Origin of the sequence: Collinsella sp. CLA-ER-H8, assembly GCF_040092335.1 — a bacterium.
In the GTDB taxonomy this organism is placed as follows: domain Bacteria; phylum Actinomycetota; class Coriobacteriia; order Coriobacteriales; family Coriobacteriaceae; genus Collinsella.
On sequence record NZ_JBBNLU010000003.1, the window covers coordinates 179,053 to 194,481 of the forward strand.

Annotated in this window: 14 protein-coding genes; all 14 read left to right on the forward strand. The window is 60.9% G+C overall.

Annotated elements, in window-relative coordinates; all coding sequences use genetic code 11:
• Positions 1-139: 139 nt before the first annotated feature.
• The 14 genes from AAAX72_RS03185 to era all read left to right on the forward strand — a co-directional run bounded on the left by AAAX72_RS03185 (position 140) and on the right by era (position 15,419).
• On the forward strand, positions 140-853 hold the full coding sequence (locus tag AAAX72_RS03185; RefSeq protein ID WP_349128990.1) for a helix-hairpin-helix domain-containing protein: 714 nt from the start codon (positions 140-142) through the stop codon (positions 851-853).
• Positions 850-3,153, forward strand: coding sequence for a DNA internalization-related competence protein ComEC/Rec2 (locus AAAX72_RS03190; RefSeq protein ID WP_349128991.1), 2,304 nt, complete (start codon positions 850-852; stop codon positions 3,151-3,153). The genes AAAX72_RS03185 and AAAX72_RS03190 overlap by 4 nt, the downstream gene beginning before the upstream one ends.
• A 78-nt stretch (positions 3,154-3,231) precedes the next feature.
• Entirely contained in the window at positions 3,232-4,194 is a 963-nt protein-coding gene (gene holA / locus AAAX72_RS03195) for a DNA polymerase III subunit delta (RefSeq protein ID WP_349128992.1), read from the forward strand.
• 133 nt (positions 4,195-4,327) lie between these two features.
• Positions 4,328-4,594: a 30S ribosomal protein S20 gene (gene rpsT, locus AAAX72_RS03200; RefSeq protein WP_022094714.1), complete on the forward strand. Its 267-nt coding sequence runs from the start codon at positions 4,328-4,330 to the stop codon at positions 4,592-4,594.
• A gap of 96 nt (positions 4,595-4,690) precedes the next feature.
• The gene (lepA, locus tag AAAX72_RS03205; RefSeq protein WP_055285150.1) at positions 4,691-6,502 is read left to right on the forward strand and encodes a translation elongation factor 4; all 1,812 of its coding nucleotides are present in this window, start codon (positions 4,691-4,693) and stop codon (positions 6,500-6,502) included.
• Between the two features lie 4 nt (positions 6,503-6,506).
• Positions 6,507-7,550: a tRNA dihydrouridine synthase DusB gene (gene dusB / locus AAAX72_RS03210; protein ID WP_349128993.1), complete on the forward strand. Its 1,044-nt coding sequence runs from the start codon at positions 6,507-6,509 to the stop codon at positions 7,548-7,550.
• Between the two features lie 2 nt (positions 7,551-7,552).
• Positions 7,553-8,785: a radical SAM family heme chaperone HemW gene (gene hemW, locus AAAX72_RS03215; protein WP_349128994.1), complete on the forward strand. Its 1,233-nt coding sequence runs from the start codon at positions 7,553-7,555 to the stop codon at positions 8,783-8,785.
• Between the two features lie 58 nt (positions 8,786-8,843).
• Positions 8,844-9,947: a DnaJ domain-containing protein gene (locus AAAX72_RS03220; protein WP_349128996.1), complete on the forward strand. Its 1,104-nt coding sequence runs from the start codon at positions 8,844-8,846 to the stop codon at positions 9,945-9,947.
• Positions 9,948-10,028: 81 nt separating this feature from the next.
• Positions 10,029-11,177, forward strand: coding sequence for a molecular chaperone DnaJ (gene dnaJ, locus AAAX72_RS03225; protein WP_349128998.1), 1,149 nt, complete (start codon positions 10,029-10,031; stop codon positions 11,175-11,177).
• Positions 11,178-11,186: 9 nt separating this feature from the next.
• The gene (locus AAAX72_RS03230) at positions 11,187-12,479 is read left to right on the forward strand and encodes a MiaB/RimO family radical SAM methylthiotransferase (protein WP_349129000.1); all 1,293 of its coding nucleotides are present in this window, start codon (positions 11,187-11,189) and stop codon (positions 12,477-12,479) included.
• Complete coding sequence (locus tag AAAX72_RS03235) at positions 12,460-13,446, forward strand: PhoH family protein (protein ID WP_349129001.1); 987 nt, start codon at positions 12,460-12,462, stop codon at positions 13,444-13,446. Before AAAX72_RS03230 ends, AAAX72_RS03235 begins: the two co-directional genes overlap by 20 nt.
• The gene (gene ybeY / locus AAAX72_RS03240) at positions 13,443-13,952 is read left to right on the forward strand and encodes an rRNA maturation RNase YbeY (protein WP_349129003.1); all 510 of its coding nucleotides are present in this window, start codon (positions 13,443-13,445) and stop codon (positions 13,950-13,952) included. Before AAAX72_RS03235 ends, ybeY begins: the two co-directional genes overlap by 4 nt.
• A gap of 9 nt (positions 13,953-13,961) precedes the next feature.
• A complete protein-coding gene (locus tag AAAX72_RS03245) occupies positions 13,962-14,339 on the forward strand; it encodes a diacylglycerol kinase family protein (protein WP_195239272.1) in 378 nt (125 codons plus the stop codon).
• A 12-nt stretch (positions 14,340-14,351) separates the two neighbouring features.
• Complete coding sequence (era, locus tag AAAX72_RS03250) at positions 14,352-15,419, forward strand: GTPase Era (RefSeq protein WP_349129005.1); 1,068 nt, start codon at positions 14,352-14,354, stop codon at positions 15,417-15,419.
• The last annotated feature ends 10 nt before the right edge of the window (positions 15,420-15,429 follow it).

Consider the following 15,429-nt stretch of genomic DNA (forward strand, 5'->3'; position numbering starts at 1 on the left):
TTTGCTGACGTGTGCCTGAATAAATGGACAGATTTGTGCAAGGTTTTGGTCGGCTTTTGGTTTGACCGCTAAAACCGGTTTTGGGGCGTGGCTGTTGCGGGACTCCTTTCCTGACACGATGGTGTTGGGAGGTTTTGCTATGGCGCAGCGCGAACAACACGAACGGGTCAAAAAGATGGACCACTGGGCGGACAAGCTGTTCGGTCATAAGACAGTGGTGATGGCGATATTGGTCGTCATTGCGATGGCGAGCGGCTTGGCGATGGCGAACCTTGGCGGCGGTGCCGGCGGCGTGTCGTTTGAGCGCACTGACGGTTCAGGCTCGTTGGTGAAGCCGGGATCCGGCGATGCCTCGAGCGGAAAGGCATCCGAAGGCTCTTCGACAAAGGCTTCTGCCGCGGCAGAGGTCTATGTCGATGTCGATGGCGCCGTTGTGTCGCCCGGCGTATATCGCCTCAAGGACGGCGCGCGGGTGGCTCAGGCGATTGATGCCGCCGGCGGGCTGGCGCCCGAGGCAGACGTTACGGGGCTCAATCGGGCGTCTAAGGTCACTGATGGACAAAAAATTCACGTTCCAACGGTAGGGGAACAGCAGGCGTCCATTGCGGAAGCCGGTGTTGATGGTGGGGCTTCCGCATCATCGGGTGTGAGTGGCGCAACAGGCCTAGTAAACATCAATACGGCAAGCTCGGCAGAGCTGCAGACGCTCTCGGGCATCGGCCCCTCCATGGCCCAGTCGATTATCGATGAGCGTGCAAAGAACGGTGCTTTTGCCTCGGTTGACGATCTGATGCGTGTGTCGGGAATCGGCGAGAAGAAGCTTGCCAAAATCAAAGATTGCATCTGCGTATGAGTGCGACCGAGCGTGAGCATGTGATGCCTCCGCGGCCCCTGATGCCGTGGACGATGGCCCTGTGTGCCGGCGTGTGCATGAGCTGCGCTTTGGTGCTCAACGTGGCCGCTGATGTGCTGCTGAGGGAGCAGGCGCCGGCGGTCGGGCTGCTATGGGCCATTCCCGTTGCGGCGGCGGTATTCGTTGTGCTGGCTCAATTTTGTGCACCGCTTGCTCCTTGGAAGCGGTGGCTGTATGCCGCGTCCGTCGGTCTCGTGGCGGGAGCGGTCGTCTCGGCGTGGTGGGCTGCGGGCGCGCTCAACGCCTCGAAGGCGCTCGACGCTCGAGCGGCAAGCGGCCTCGAGTTTGTCGTGCAGGGCGATCCATCCATAAACGACGACGTGTATTCCTATACCTGCGAGGCACGTGCGGACGGTAAGAACTTGGCAACGGTTCGCCTATCGTGCGACCTCGAGCTCAAGGTCGGGGCGCACGCGCGTGTTATCGGTCGCGTTTCACGTTTTGAGAACGATGCATATGGACGATCGCGCGTGCTCCGAGGCGAGGTGCGCAAGGTTCAAGCCGTTCGGATTGTGCCGGTCGATGAGGGCTCTCCGGGGCCGCTGCTTCGGCTGCGAAATGGGCTGCTAGCGTCCATCGCGCCTGCGACCGACCCGGCGCGTGCGCTCATAGCCGGTGTCGTCTGCGGTCGTTCGGCCGAGCTACGCGCCCAGCCGGCGGGCGACTGGTTTTCGGTGACGGGAACGGCGCATCTTATAGCCGTCTCCGGCAGCCATTTGGCTATCGTGGGATTTGTAATCGAGGGTGTATTGCAAAAAACTCGCTGCTCACGTGGTGTTCAGCGGGCGATATTGGCGATGGCGCTTGTGGGCTACGCTGCCTTTACGGGCGCGTCTCCCTCGGCCGTGCGCGCGTGCTGCATGGTGTTCGCTACGCTTGTTGTAAACGGCGCGGGGCGTCGCCGGCACGGCGCATCGGCGCTCTTCGTAACCATGTCCATCTTTGTGCTACTGCGACCGACGGTGCTGTTCGAGATGGGCTTTCAGCTTTCATGTGCCAGCGTCTTAGCCATTCTGTGCTTTTGCCCCTATGCGACCTACGCTTTGGGTGAGCTGGGTGTGTCATCGGGCGTTGCCAGCATGCTTTCCGTCACGCTGTGCTCGCAACTGGCGACTCTTCCCATTACCATTCCCGCCTTCGGTACGTTCTCGCTCATTGCTCCGCTGGCAAATGCGGTCATCGGTCCGGTGGTGAGCGTGCTGCTTGCTGTGTCGATCGTGCTGGTTCCCTTTTCGCTCGTGGCGCCGTTGCGGACTTGGGCGCTCGTTGTGCCCATGATTGCCGCCCGTTGCGCGCTGTTCTTCGAGCAGCTGTTTGCCGCCGTGCCGGGTGCATCCGTGAGCGTGCCGCCCGATAGCATGTGGATTTACCTAGTGCCGTGTGTGCTGGCGGTTCTGCTGGTCTGGTGGCCGCGTCCCCGCGCACGTCCTATGGCGGTGGGGCTTGCATGCCTGGTGCTCTTGGCTGCGATTCCGTACGTCTACTGGGATCGATTCGCGCCGCCTTCGGTGACGGTGCTCGATGTGGGCCAGGCCGATGCGATTCTTATTCGCCAGGGCAGCGCAGTGGCACTCGTCGACTGCGGGCTCGACGAGCGCGTGGTGGCGGCGTTGGTTCGCAATAACGTGCACCATATCGATTCCGTCTTTGTTACGCATTGGGATGAGGACCACTGGGGTGGTCTGCCTGCCTTGCTCGAACAGTTTTCGGTCAGAACGATTGCCGTGGCGGCGGATGCGCTGGAGGATGCTCCTGCCGAGGTATTGAACCGACCTGGCGTGGAGTATCGGCAGGTGCGCCGTGGGGATACGGTCGACATCGGCTCATTTTGCGCCCGCGTGATGTGGCCATTCGAGTCCGTGGATGGCGAGGGAAATGAGGACTCGCTTGTCCTGCTGCTCTCTTATGTTCAGGAAGGCAAGGGCCTGCGTGTGCTCCTCACCGGTGATGCCGAGCTCGATCAAGAACGGGAATTCGTGCAGGAGGTGGGGGATATCGATGTACTTAAACTTGGGCATCACGGCTCCAAGGTTTCAGTTGATGGTGAGTTGCTGGACGTCCTGAGACCCGAGCTTTCCCTTGCGAGCGCGGGCGAGGGCAACCGCTATGGCCATCCGTCCGACGAGTGTATCGATGCCGTGAAGCAGTCTGGTGGTGCGTTCGCATGCACTATCGAACGCGGTGATATCACCATCACGCCGACCGCGAAGGGCTTTACGATGCGTTGCCAACGGTCGTGATGACATCGTTGGCGCGCGGTGGGACCCTGGGCTAAAATGACACGGTACGAATATGGGAGCTTGCGAGAGGGGAGCGCGATGTCCGAAACCGGGCTGTTGCCGGCATATCTGATCGTCGGTACCGATGGAGTCAAGCGCGATCACGCCGTCTCGCGCATGAAGGCACGTCTGGAAAAGTCGGGCATGGTCGAGTTCAACCTCGACGAGCGCGATATGACCAAAGACCCCGATATCGAGTCCATTATCGGATCGCTTAACACCTTTCCCATGGGCAGCGAGTTTCGCCTGGTAATCCTTGATGGCTGCTCAAAGCTTGCTAAGGCGGTCTCGGAGCCGCTTGTCGACTATCTGGCGAGTCCCAGCCCCACGACGGTCTGCCTCATCATCGCTGACTCGCTTGCCAAGAACACGCGCCTGCATAAGGCGATCGCCAAAATCGACAAGAAGGCCGTGATCGATTGCTCCGGCACCAAGCGCTGGGAGCTACCGCGCCGCGTGCAACAGATGGCGACGCAGCACGGCAAGTCGATCTCGACGGCGGCCGCCGAGGAGCTCGTCTCGCGGTCGGGTGAAAACACTCGCATGCTCGATAACGACTTGGCTAAGCTTGCCCAGATGGTCGAGGCGCCCCAGATTGAGCTTGCCGACGTTGAGCGCTGGATTGTACGTACGGCCGAGGTTCAACCCTGGGACTTTCTCAATGCAGTCTCGGCCCGTGACATGCGCCGCTCGCTCGAGCTCTTCAATCTACTGCCCGCCAAGAGCTACGTGTGGACGTACACATTGTTGTGCGGCCGCATTCGCGAGCTTATCGTTGCCAAGGCGCTCGATGCGCGCGGACAGGGTCGTGAACTGGCCGCAACGCTCAAACTCCAGTCCTGGCAGGTCAAGAATCACCTGACCTGGGCACGTCGCTTTTCGATGGCAGAGCTCGTCGCAGCGCTCGAGGGTGCCGTTGATGTGGAGCTCGCGCTCAAGGGTTCGGCCGATTCTGAGACCGCGCTTTTGCTCTGGATTACGAACATCTTGAGAAAATCGTGATGATACCTGCCTATTTGACAAATTCGTTCTATCCCTTTGAGGGGGAGCGTGCTATAGTAGGCGCTTGCATGACCTCACCGTGTCTCAGAGGTGTCATACATTTTTTGCAAGGAACTCGAAAGGAACTCCAGAAGTGGCAAACATCAAGTCTCAGAAGAAGCGTATCCGCACCAATGAGGCAGCTCGCATGCGTAACAAGGCTGTCAAGTCCGAGCTCAAGACGCTGACCAAGCACGTCCAGTCCGCCGTCGCCGAGGGCGACGCCGAGAAGGCCCAGGCTGCCCTCAAGACCGTCACCAAGCGTCTCGACATGGCTGCCGCCAAGCATGTTATCCACAAGAATCAGGCTTCCAACCGTAAGTCCGGTCTTGCCAAGCTCGTGAACAGCATCAACGCCTAAGTTGTAAATTTCACACCAAACAGATTACGCGCATAAATGGAGCCTGTTTTATGGAACAGGCTCCATTTTTTGTACCGCTCGGGTAAGATAGTCCGCATGAATACTTCAATTGACATTTCCCACATCCGCAACTTCTCAATCGTTGCGCACATCGACCATGGCAAGTCCACGATCAGTGACCGTATCCTCGAACTCACCCATACAGTCGACGAACGCGACATGGAGTCGCAGCTGCTCGACACCATGGATATCGAGCGCGAGCGCGGCATCACGATCAAGTCCAATGCCGTTCGCGTGTCCTATGACGCCGACGATGGCGAGACGTATCAGTTCAATCTGATCGATACGCCGGGCCACGTGGACTTTACCTATGAGGTCTCGCGCTCGCTGGCAGCCTGTGAGGGCGCGGTACTCGTTGTCGACGCCACGCAGGGCGTTGAGGCGCAGACCGTCTCTAACGCGACGCTCGCCATGAACGCCAATCTGGACATTGTTCCGGCCATCAACAAGATCGACCTGCCCTCGGCTCATCCCGACGAGGTTAAGACCGAGATCGAGGATGACCTGGCGATCCCTGCCGATGATGCCGTGTGTGTCTCGGGCAAGACCGGCGAGGGCATTCACGATCTGCTGGAGTCCATTGTCTTTCTGATCTCTCCGCCCAAGGGCGATGCGAATGCACCGCTTAAGGCACTCATTCTGGATTCATACTTCGACGAGTATCGTGGCGTCGTCGCCACGGTGCGCATCTTTGACGGCTCCATCAAAAAGGGCGATACCCTGCGCATGATGCAGGCAAAGGGCGACTTTTTGGTCGATGGCGTGGGCGTCAAGCGTCCCGCCGAGACTCCGGTTGACGCGCTGACGGTCGGCGAGGTCGGTTACGTGGTCACGGGCCTGAAGGACCCCGAGGCCGTTCGCGTGGGCGATACCCTCACGTGGGCGTCGAATCCCTGCCCCGAGCCGCTTCCCGGCTACCGCGAGGCCAAGCCCATGGTCTATACGGGCCTGTTCCCGATCGATAACAAGGACTACGAGAACCTGCGTGACGCGCTCGATAAGCTGCACGTCAACGACCCGTCGTTGGTGTGGGAGCCCGAGACCTCGGTGGCGCTCGGCTTTGGTTTCCGCGTGGGCTTCTTGGGCCTGCTGCATATGGAGGTCGTTAAGGAGCGCCTGGAGCGTGAGTTCAATCTTGACCTCATTGCCACGAGCCCTTCGGTGGACTATCACGTCTACAAGACTGACGGCGAGATGATTGATGTCCGCAGCCCGCAGGATCTGCCCGAGGCCACGCGCATCGAGCGTATCGAGGAACCCTACCTCAAGGCAAAGATCATCTGCCCGCCTGAGTACACGGGTGCCGTCATGCAGCTCGCCATCGAGCACCGCGGCGTTACGACCGACATGATCCACCTGACGAGCAAATCGGTCGAGATGCGCTTCGATATGCCGCTCGCCGAGCTCATCTTGGACTTCTTTGACCAGCTCAAGAGCCGTACCAAGGGCTATGCCTCGCTCGACTACGAGTTCAACGAGTACCGTCCCTCCGAGCTTGTGAAGCTCGATATCTTGCTTTCGGGCGACGAGGTGGACGCGCTGTCGTTTATCGTCCATAAGGACAAGGCTTATGGCCTGGCCCGTGGTCTGTGCGACAAACTTAAGGAGATCATCCCGCGTCAGCTGTTCGAGGTGCCCATCCAGGGTGCTATCGGCAACAAGATCATTGCCCGCTCCACCGTCAAGGCGCGTCGCAAGGACGTGCTTGCCAAGTGCTACGGCGGCGATATCTCGCGTAAGCGCAAGCTGCTCGAGAAGCAGAAAGAGGGCAAGAAGCGCATGAAGGCCATCGGATCGGTCGAGGTCCCGCAGGAGGCCTTTATGGCGATCCTCAAGGTGGACGAGTAGGTCTATGGCGCTTTCTGAATACAGCAAGCGGCTGCTGGGCGCTTATGCCGAGCAGCCGTTCCTTATGGCTCCCATGGCGGGCGTGACCGACCCTGCCTACCGCATCATGTGCCGCCGCCGCGGTGCCAACCTTGCCTACAGCGAGATGGTGAGCGCGGCGGGCCTTGCCTATGCCAGCAACAAGACCTGGCGCCTGGTGCTACCGGCCGACGAGGAGCAGCAGATTTGCGTGCAGCTCTTTGGCTCCAAGCCCGATCAGTTTGCGAGCGCCGTCGCCGCCGTCGAGGAGCGCGTTGGCGATCGCCTGTCGCTCATCGACATCAACATGGCCTGTCCTGCCCGCAAGGTTGTCACCAAGGGCGAGGGCTCGGCCCTTATGCGCACGCCCGATTTGGCCGAGAAGATCGTCGAGGCCACGGTGGGCGCGGCTCACGTGCCCGTGACCGTAAAGATCCGCAAGGGCTTTTACGCCGAGGACCGTAATGCCGCAACGTTTGCCCAGATGCTCGAAGGGGCGGGCGCCTCCGCAGTTGCCGTGCACGGTCGTTGTGCCACGCAGCTCTATACGGGGCAGGCCGATTGGTCTGTCGTCGATGAGGTCGCAGATGCTGTCGAGATTCCCGTGATTGGTTCGGGCGATGTGTTCTGCGCCGAGGATGCCGCGGAGCATCTGCGCAGTTCTGGTGCCAGCGCGGTGTTTATCGCGCGCGGCATCTACGGTAATCCCTGGGTGTTCGGTGATGCTCGCGCCCTTGCGCTCGATGGCATACCGGTGCCGGCGCGCAGCTCCGTCGAGCGCCTGGACGCCCTGCGTGAACACCTAACGCTGACGCACGAGCTTCTGCCGCTCATGTCGCGTGCCCGCACGTACGCAAGCTGGTACTTAAAAGGCATGCCCCATGCCGCCGCTTGGCGTGCCCATGTGGTGCGCTGTTCCACATACGAGGAGTTTATGGTGCTGGTCGATGAGATCGAGCGCGATGTGGTGGCCTGCGAGGCCGCACTTGCCGCCGGCGAATCGGTGCCCCCTCATCCGCTGGAGGCTTAAGGGTGGCCGTTACCGCGCTGTACGTGCACGTGCCGTTTTGCGCTCAAAAGTGCCGGTACTGCGACTTTGACTCGTGCAGTTTTGCTCCGTGCGACCTGAGCGCTGCGCTCGATGCCTATTTTGAGCAGTTGTACGCGCGCCTCGATGCTTTTGGCAAAGCTGGGGCCCTTGACCAGATCCGCACCGTCTATGTTGGCGGCGGTACGCCGTCGCTGGCGGGGGAGCGCTTGGTGGAGCTGGCGCGGCGTATTCGTGCGTCGTGCGCCCCTGTTGAGTTTACCTGCGAGGCCAATCCTGAGTCGCTGACCGCCGAGCTTGCCGCTGCGCTTGCCAAGGTTGGTGTCACACGCGTCTCTCTGGGCGTGCAAACGCTCGATAACACCGAACTTACCGCCATCGGCCGTATTCACGATGCCGATCGGGCGCTCGCCGCCATCGCGACGGTCAAGAACGCTGGGCTTGACGTGTCGTGCGACCTTATGTGCGGACTTCCCGGGCAGACCGCAGCGAGTTGGAAGCGCACACTCGATGGCGTGCTGGCGGCGGCTCCGCATCATGTGTCGGTCTACCCGCTCACGCTTGAGGAGGGGACGCCCCTTTATCGCATGGCGTGCCGCGACGAGTTGCTCGAGCCTGATGAGGATTTTCAAGCTTCGTGCATGGATGTGGCGCGTGAGCGTTTGGGTGCGGCCGGTTATCACCCCTATGAGGTGGCAAGCTATGCGCTCGACGGCCATGAGTGCGCCCATAACATTGCCTACTGGACCGGACGGGGCTACCTGGGTCTGGGTCGCTCTGCCGCGGGCATGCTCGACGCCGAGGATTTCGACCGTCTTGCAGGTTTGTTCCCCGGTGTGTCTTCTCGAGGCGATGCGTACCGCGTGCGACTGGTGCAACGTGACGATGTAGCGACGGCGTTCGAGGCCGAATACCTGTCGCAGCGCGAGGCTGCGGCCGAAGACCTGATGCTCGCTTGTCGCATGACGCGCGGTATTGTGTCCGACCTGTTGGTTCGTGCGTCTTGCGTCATCCCAACGGGCGAGCTGGCAGCTGCCTGCGATCGCGCGCTCGAATTGGGTCTTGCCACTTGGGTTCCCGAGACGCTCGGGGTCCATGAGGGACCCTTCACTTCGGCAGACGTCCTCGCGGGCCATGTTCGAGCTCGTCTGGCGCCGACACACTTGGGCTGGCTCGATGGAAATGTTCTGTTCGAGCTGTTTTGGGATCTAGCCTAGGCCGCTCGGGTAGAATTACCGGAATATATACGCTGCTGTGAGCAGGAGGTTGCCGCGCATGGCGACGATGAACGAAAAAGATTACTACGAGATTCTGGGTGTCTCCAAGGACGCCACCTCGCGTGATATTCAAAAGGCCTTCCAGCAAAAGGCCCGCAAGCTCCATCCGGACGTCAACAAAGAGCCGGATGCCGAGGAAAAGTTTAAAGAGGTTTCCGAGGCCTACGCCGTGCTTTCGGACGAGCAGAAGCGTTCGCGCTACGACGCCATGCGTTCGGGCAACCCCTTCGCCGGCGCTCCTACGGCTTCGCCCTATGGCGGCGGCTACGCCGGTAGCGCGGGCTATGGCAATCCCTTTGAGGGCGGTTTTCCCTTTGGTGGCGCCTGGGGCCAGCCGCGTCGCGGGCAGGCTGCCTACAATCCCGAGAACGGCGCCAACGTGGTCGTCGATATCAAACTCGACGCCAAGGAGGCCAAGGGCGGTGCCCGCAAGACCGTCCGCTACACGCGCTTCGATACTTGTGGTCACTGCGGCGGCTCGGGCTCCGTTTCGTCTGAGCATGCCCATACCTGCCCAAGCTGTGGCGGCCGCGGCCATATCGACGTCGACCTGTCCTTTCTGTTTGGTGCGGGCACGTTCCAGTCGGTCTGCCCCGAGTGCGGCGGTTCCGGTAAGGTCGTGGCCGACCCCTGCCCTGATTGCGGTGGCAGCGGTCGTACTCGCGTAACCTCCGAGCAGACGATTGAGTTTCCTGCCGGCACGCACGATGGCGACGAGGTCCGCATTAGCGGCTTGGGTCATGCTGGCACCAACGGTGCCGCGGGCGGCGACCTGGTCGGCCGCGCCCATGTTGAGGCCGAGCGCTTGGAAGGCAAAGCTCGTACCGGTTTTTACCTGATGGGCATCGTGGCGCCGTTTTTGGTACTCTCGGCCATCTCGGGCGTGTTCTCGGCCTTTGCCGTGATGTGCTTTATTCCGTTTACCATGGGTCTGTTCATGGTGCTTTCGGACGGTGTGCTTCATCGTAGTCTGCTGTGGTGGAAGCGCGGTGCGATGCAGTTTGCCAACGGTTTTGCCAACGGCTTCATGTTCGCGCTCGTGTCGGTTTGGTTCGCGAGCTGCTCGCAACGGGCCATGCTTTCGCCGTACCAAATGCAATAACATCAAACCCTCTGTTTGCGGTCGGCCCAGCTTGGGTATAGGACGCACTGTGACAATAATGAAAGTCGGAAGGATTAGGTCGTGTCGGAAAATAGGGATTACTACGAGGTGCTTGGCGTCGACAGGGATGCCGACGCGCGGACGATTAAGCGCGCGTTTCTAAAGAAGGCCCGTACCGTACATCCGGATGTTTCGGACGACCCCGAGGCCGAGGCCAAGTTCAAGGAGCTCAACGAGGCCTATTCCGTTCTTTCCGATGAGCAGAAGCGTGCTAACTACGACCGTTACGGCACTGCCGACGGCCCTGGTGGTTCGGGCTACGTCGATATCAACGATATCTTTGGTGGCATGGGTATGGACGACTTGTTCTCGTCGTTCTTTGGCGGCGGTGCCGGCGGTGGCGCCCGCAGCCGTCGTGAGCGTCGTCGCGGACGTGACATGGCCATCTCGCTTTCGGTGACGCTCGAGGAGGCGGCGCTCGGCTGCAAAAAGACGATCAGCTATGACCGCCTTGCTCCCTGCGAGGATTGCAACGGTACGGGCAAGGCTGACGGTGCGACCGAAAAACAGTGCAGCCGCTGCCACGGCACGGGCTATGTCACCACGGTCCAGCGCTCTTTTTTGGGCCAGGTTCAGTCTTCCTCGCCTTGTCCCGACTGCCATGGCGAGGGCACGGTTATCGACCATCCCTGTGAGACCTGCGACGGTCAGGGCCGCACGCCTTCGCACGAAAAGATCGACATCGATATTCCCGCCGGCGTTTCGACCGGTCGCCAGCTGCGTGTGGGCGGCTTTGGCGAGGCCGGCCTTCGCGGCGAGCCCTCGGGCGACCTGATTGTCAACGTGCGTGTTGCCGACCATGAGCGCTTTAAGCGCAACGGTGACGACCTGTACCTGGTGAGCGATATCTCGATTGCGCAGGCTGCACTCGGCTGCGAGATCGAGGTCGAGGGCATTATGCCCGACGAGGTCGTTAAGGTGACGGTTCCCGCCGGCGCCCAGTACGGCGACACCGTGAGCGTCAATAATTACGGCATGCCGCGCATTGGCGGTGGCGGTTCGCGTGGCCGCCTGGTCGTGCAACTGCGCGTGGTCGTTCCCACCAATCTCTCCAATAAGCAGCGCGAGCTGCTCCGTGCTTTTGCCGATGAGATGGGCGATGACGTCGCTTCTGGTAAGAAGTCGGTGACCGACCGTATCAAGAGTGCCCTCGACGATATCCTCGATTAAGGAGCACGCGTGCTCGCACCCCATATTTCCGTCGTCAACCTCGGCTGCCGTGTCAACCGGGTTGAGTCTGACCGTATCACTGCCGATCTTATGCGCCTGGGCTTTGCTATTGTGGATCCCCAGGATGCCGATCTGATCGTCATTAACACCTGTGCCGTTACGGGCGAGGCCGAGGCCAAGACCCGTAAGGCCGTCCGTCATGCGCTGGCCCATCCTAACGAGCCCTATGTGCTCGTGACCGGTTGCGTGGTCAATTTACATCCCGAGGAGCTGCTGGAGCTTTCGGATCGCGTGATCGCCGAGCCGTCCAAGATCGATGTCGCCGAACGTGTCTGCGAGGTGTTGGGCGTTGAGTCCGATAGCGTTCCCGCCTGCAGCGATGGCGAGGTGGTCGATGCGCTCGGTCGCTCTCGCCTGGGCGTGAAGATTCAGGACGGCTGCAACCATCGCTGCACCTATTGCATTGTGTGGAAGGCACGCGGCCCCGAGCGCTCCGTGCCCGTCGAGTCCGTGCTCGAGCAAGTTCGTGAGGCCCAGGAGGCCGGCGTTCCCGAGGTGGTGCTGACCGGTGTGAACTTGGGTGCCTACGATGGCAAGAGCGCGACCGACGAGCATGTCGAAATCGATGAGCTGCTCGAGGCCATCATGGAGCGCACGTCTATTCCGCATGTGCGCATTTCCTCGGTCGAGCCCATGGATATCTCTGAGCGCCTGCTTAAGGTTATGGCGCGCTATCCGCAGCGTATCGCCCCGTTTTTGCACCTGCCCGTGCAGTCCGGCTGCACGGCGACCCTGCATCGCATGGGCCGTCCCTATAGCGCCGAGGCCTTTGAGGACACGGTGCGTATGATTCGTGCCATCTTGCCCCAGGCGTCCCTTTCGTGCGATGTCATCGTCGGTTTTCCTGGTGAGACGGACGAGGAGTTCGAGGAATCGCTGGCGCTGTGCCGCCGTGTGGGTTTCTCGCGTATGCACGTGTTCCGCTACAGCAAGCGTCCCGGTACCCTTGCTGCCGACATGCCCGACCAGGTGCCACCCGAGGTTATGGCCGAGCGCAGCCGCCGTATGCGGGCCGCCGCACAGGAGCTTGCTATTGCCGACGCTCGTCGTCGCGTGGGCACGGTCGAGCGTGCCGTGCTCGAGTATGGTGACAACCTGACGCTCGGCTCGTTCCATCATGCCCGTCTTGACGATACCTGTGGACTTACAGCCCCGTGCCTGCTCGATGTTGCTATCATCGGAGTCGATGATTCCGGCTTGGTCCATGCACGCAGGGGGGTTCATGGAAGCCTCGAAGATTAGACTTACCGTTCCCGAGGGAATTGATCCCTCGCGCGTTTTGGGCGTCGGCGACGGCGTTCTTCGTGCGCTTGAGAGTTTGGTTCGCGCTCACGTGGTCGCCCGTGGCGATAGCATCGCCGTGAGCGGTGACCCGGATGAGGTCGAACTCGTGGCGCGTTTTTTCGAACACGCTTTTCGCGAGGCGGCCGCCGGGCGCACGCTGTCTGTCGACGATGTCTCTCGCTGCCTGGCTGTCTTGCGCGACGGTGAGCACGAGGCTACGTCGCTTCGCGATGACGTGCTGCTTTCGTATCGCGGCCGCGTCATTCGCCCCAAGACGCTCGGGCAAAAGCGCTATGTGGATGCCATCCGCTCGCATACCATCACGTTTGGCTTGGGTCCTGCCGGTACCGGTAAGACCTATCTGGCTATGGCGCTCGCCGTTGCCGCGCTCAAGCGTCACGAGGTGGGCCGTCTGATCTTGACGCGTCCGGTTGTCGAGGCGGGGGAGAATCTGGGCTTTTTGCCCGGCACCCTCGAGGAAAAGATCGATCCCTACATGCGTCCGCTTTACGACGCCCTTTTTGACATGATGGATCGCGAGCGCACCGATGAGCTTATGGAGCGCGGCGTGATCGAGATCGCCCCGCTTGCCTACATGCGCGGCCGCACGCTGAGTGATGCCTTCGTGGTGCTCGACGAGGCGCAAAATACCACGCCCGAGCAGATGAAGATGTTCCTGACGCGCTTGGGCTTCAACTCCAAGTTCGTGATTACCGGCGACCTGAGCCAGCGTGACCTGGTGGGTCGTCGTGGTGGTCTTGCCGACGTTGAGCAGATTTTGGGCCGTGTCGACGATGTGGCGTTTTCTCACCTGGAGCGCGCCGATGTGGTGCGCCATGCCCTGGTGGGCCGTATCGTTGAGGCCTATGATGCATACGACGATGCGCGCGAGCAGCGCGCACACGATCGAAAGGAGTCCCGTTGAGTGTATTGATCAGCAACGATGCCGAGCTCGATACGCTGCTCGATGCCCAGGAGGTGGAGCACATCTGCGAGGTTGTGCTTGCCGCCGAGGGCGTTGAGCGTGAAGTCGAGATTTCCCTTTCGTATGTCGACGAGGACGAGATGCACGAGCTCAACCACGAGTGGCGCGGTATCGACCGCACCACCGATGTGCTCTCGTTTGAATGCGACTCGGCCTTTGACGAGGATATTCCCGCCGATGAGACGCTCGAGCTCGGCGATATTATCTTGGCCCCGCAGGTTATTGCCCGTCAGGCCCCCGGTTTTGGCAATAGCCCCGCTGACGAGTGTCGTCTGATGCTCGTACACGGCATGCTGCACCTGCTGGGCTATGACCATATTGATGACGACGAGGCCGAGGTCATGGAGGCCCGCGAGGACGCCATCCTGCGCGATCTGGCGCTCGAGCGCGGCGAGGACCCCAAGCTAGTCCACGTCGGCCCCATCACCAACCACGCCCACGACTAGGAGCCGTCTATGATTCCCGGATCGAACAAGGACCATCCGTCCTTCTTAAAGTCGTTTTCCTACGCCATGGAGGGCTTCGTCACCGCCGTCAAGACCGAGCGCAACATTAAGGTCATGCTCTTGGCGGGCGTGTGCACCGTCATTGCCGGCTGTATCGTGGGCCTCGACATTGCCGAGTGGGCCACGATTATCATCTGTTGTGGCCTGGTGATTCACGGCGAGCTGTGCAACACCGCTATGGAGGCTATCGTCGACCTAGCGACCCAGGAGCTCCATCCGCTGGCCAAGCGTGCGAAGGACATCGCCGCCGCCTCTGTATACATTCTTTCCATCACCGCCGCGATTGTGGGCGTGCTGGTATTTGCCCACGCGCTCGGCTTTATTTAGAAAGGGATTCCCATGTCCGACAATATGCAGCCTACCGATGAGATCCTGGACGACGAGACTTTGGACGCGGTGGATACCGAGGGGCTCGAGGATGTCGAGGAGTTCGACCCGTTTGAGGGCATGAGCGACGAGGACCTCGACGCCCTTTGCGACGAGGACGACGGTCCTATGGGCTTTGGTGACGTGGAACCCGGTTTCCGCAGCGGCTTTGTGGCCCTGGTCGGACGCCCCAACGCCGGCAAGTCCACGCTGCTTAATGCCTGCTATGGCAAAAAGGTTGCCATCACCTCGCCGGTGGCCCAGACGACCCGCCGTCGCATGCGCGCCGTCGTCAACCGTCCTGGCTACCAGCTGGTTTTTGTCGATACCCCGGGTATTCACAAACCCAAGGACGGTCTGGGATCCGAGCTCAACAAGAGCGCGCTGTTCGAGCTGAACGATGTCGATGTCGTCGCGTTTTTGATTGATGCCACCAAGCCGATCGGCAGGGGAGACGCCTGGGTTGCCGAGCGCGTCAAGAATGCCCGTTCCAAGAAGGTCCTGGTGCTCACCAAGGCCGATGAGGCCGACCCCGCACAGGTCATGGAGCAGCTTAAGGCCGCCCACGAGCTCATGGAATATGACGATGAGATCGTGACGTCGTCGGTCAAGAACTTCAACGTCGATGCGTTTATCGAGACTGTCGCTCACTTTTTGCCCGAGGGTCCGCGTTGGTTCCCCGAGGACATGGGCACCGACGCGTCCGACGAGACCCTCGTTGCCGAGTTTGTGCGCGAGAAGGTCTTGCGCCGCACCCGTGATGAGATCCCGCACTCCGTTGGCGTGATCTGCGATGCGCTCGAGCAGACCAAGAAGGTGCTGCGCGTGCACGCCACCATTTACGTCGAGCGCGAGGGCCAAAAGGGCATCATCATCGGCAAGGGCGGCGAGATGATCAAGCATATCGGTATCGACGCCCGCCGCGATCTTGAGCGCATCTTTGGCACGCAGGTCTTTTTGGAGCTGGACGTGAAGGTCAAGGCCGGCTGGCGTGACGACGAGGCCCAGATTCGCCGCTTTGGCTACAACGCCGAGGACTAAGGACGCGCGG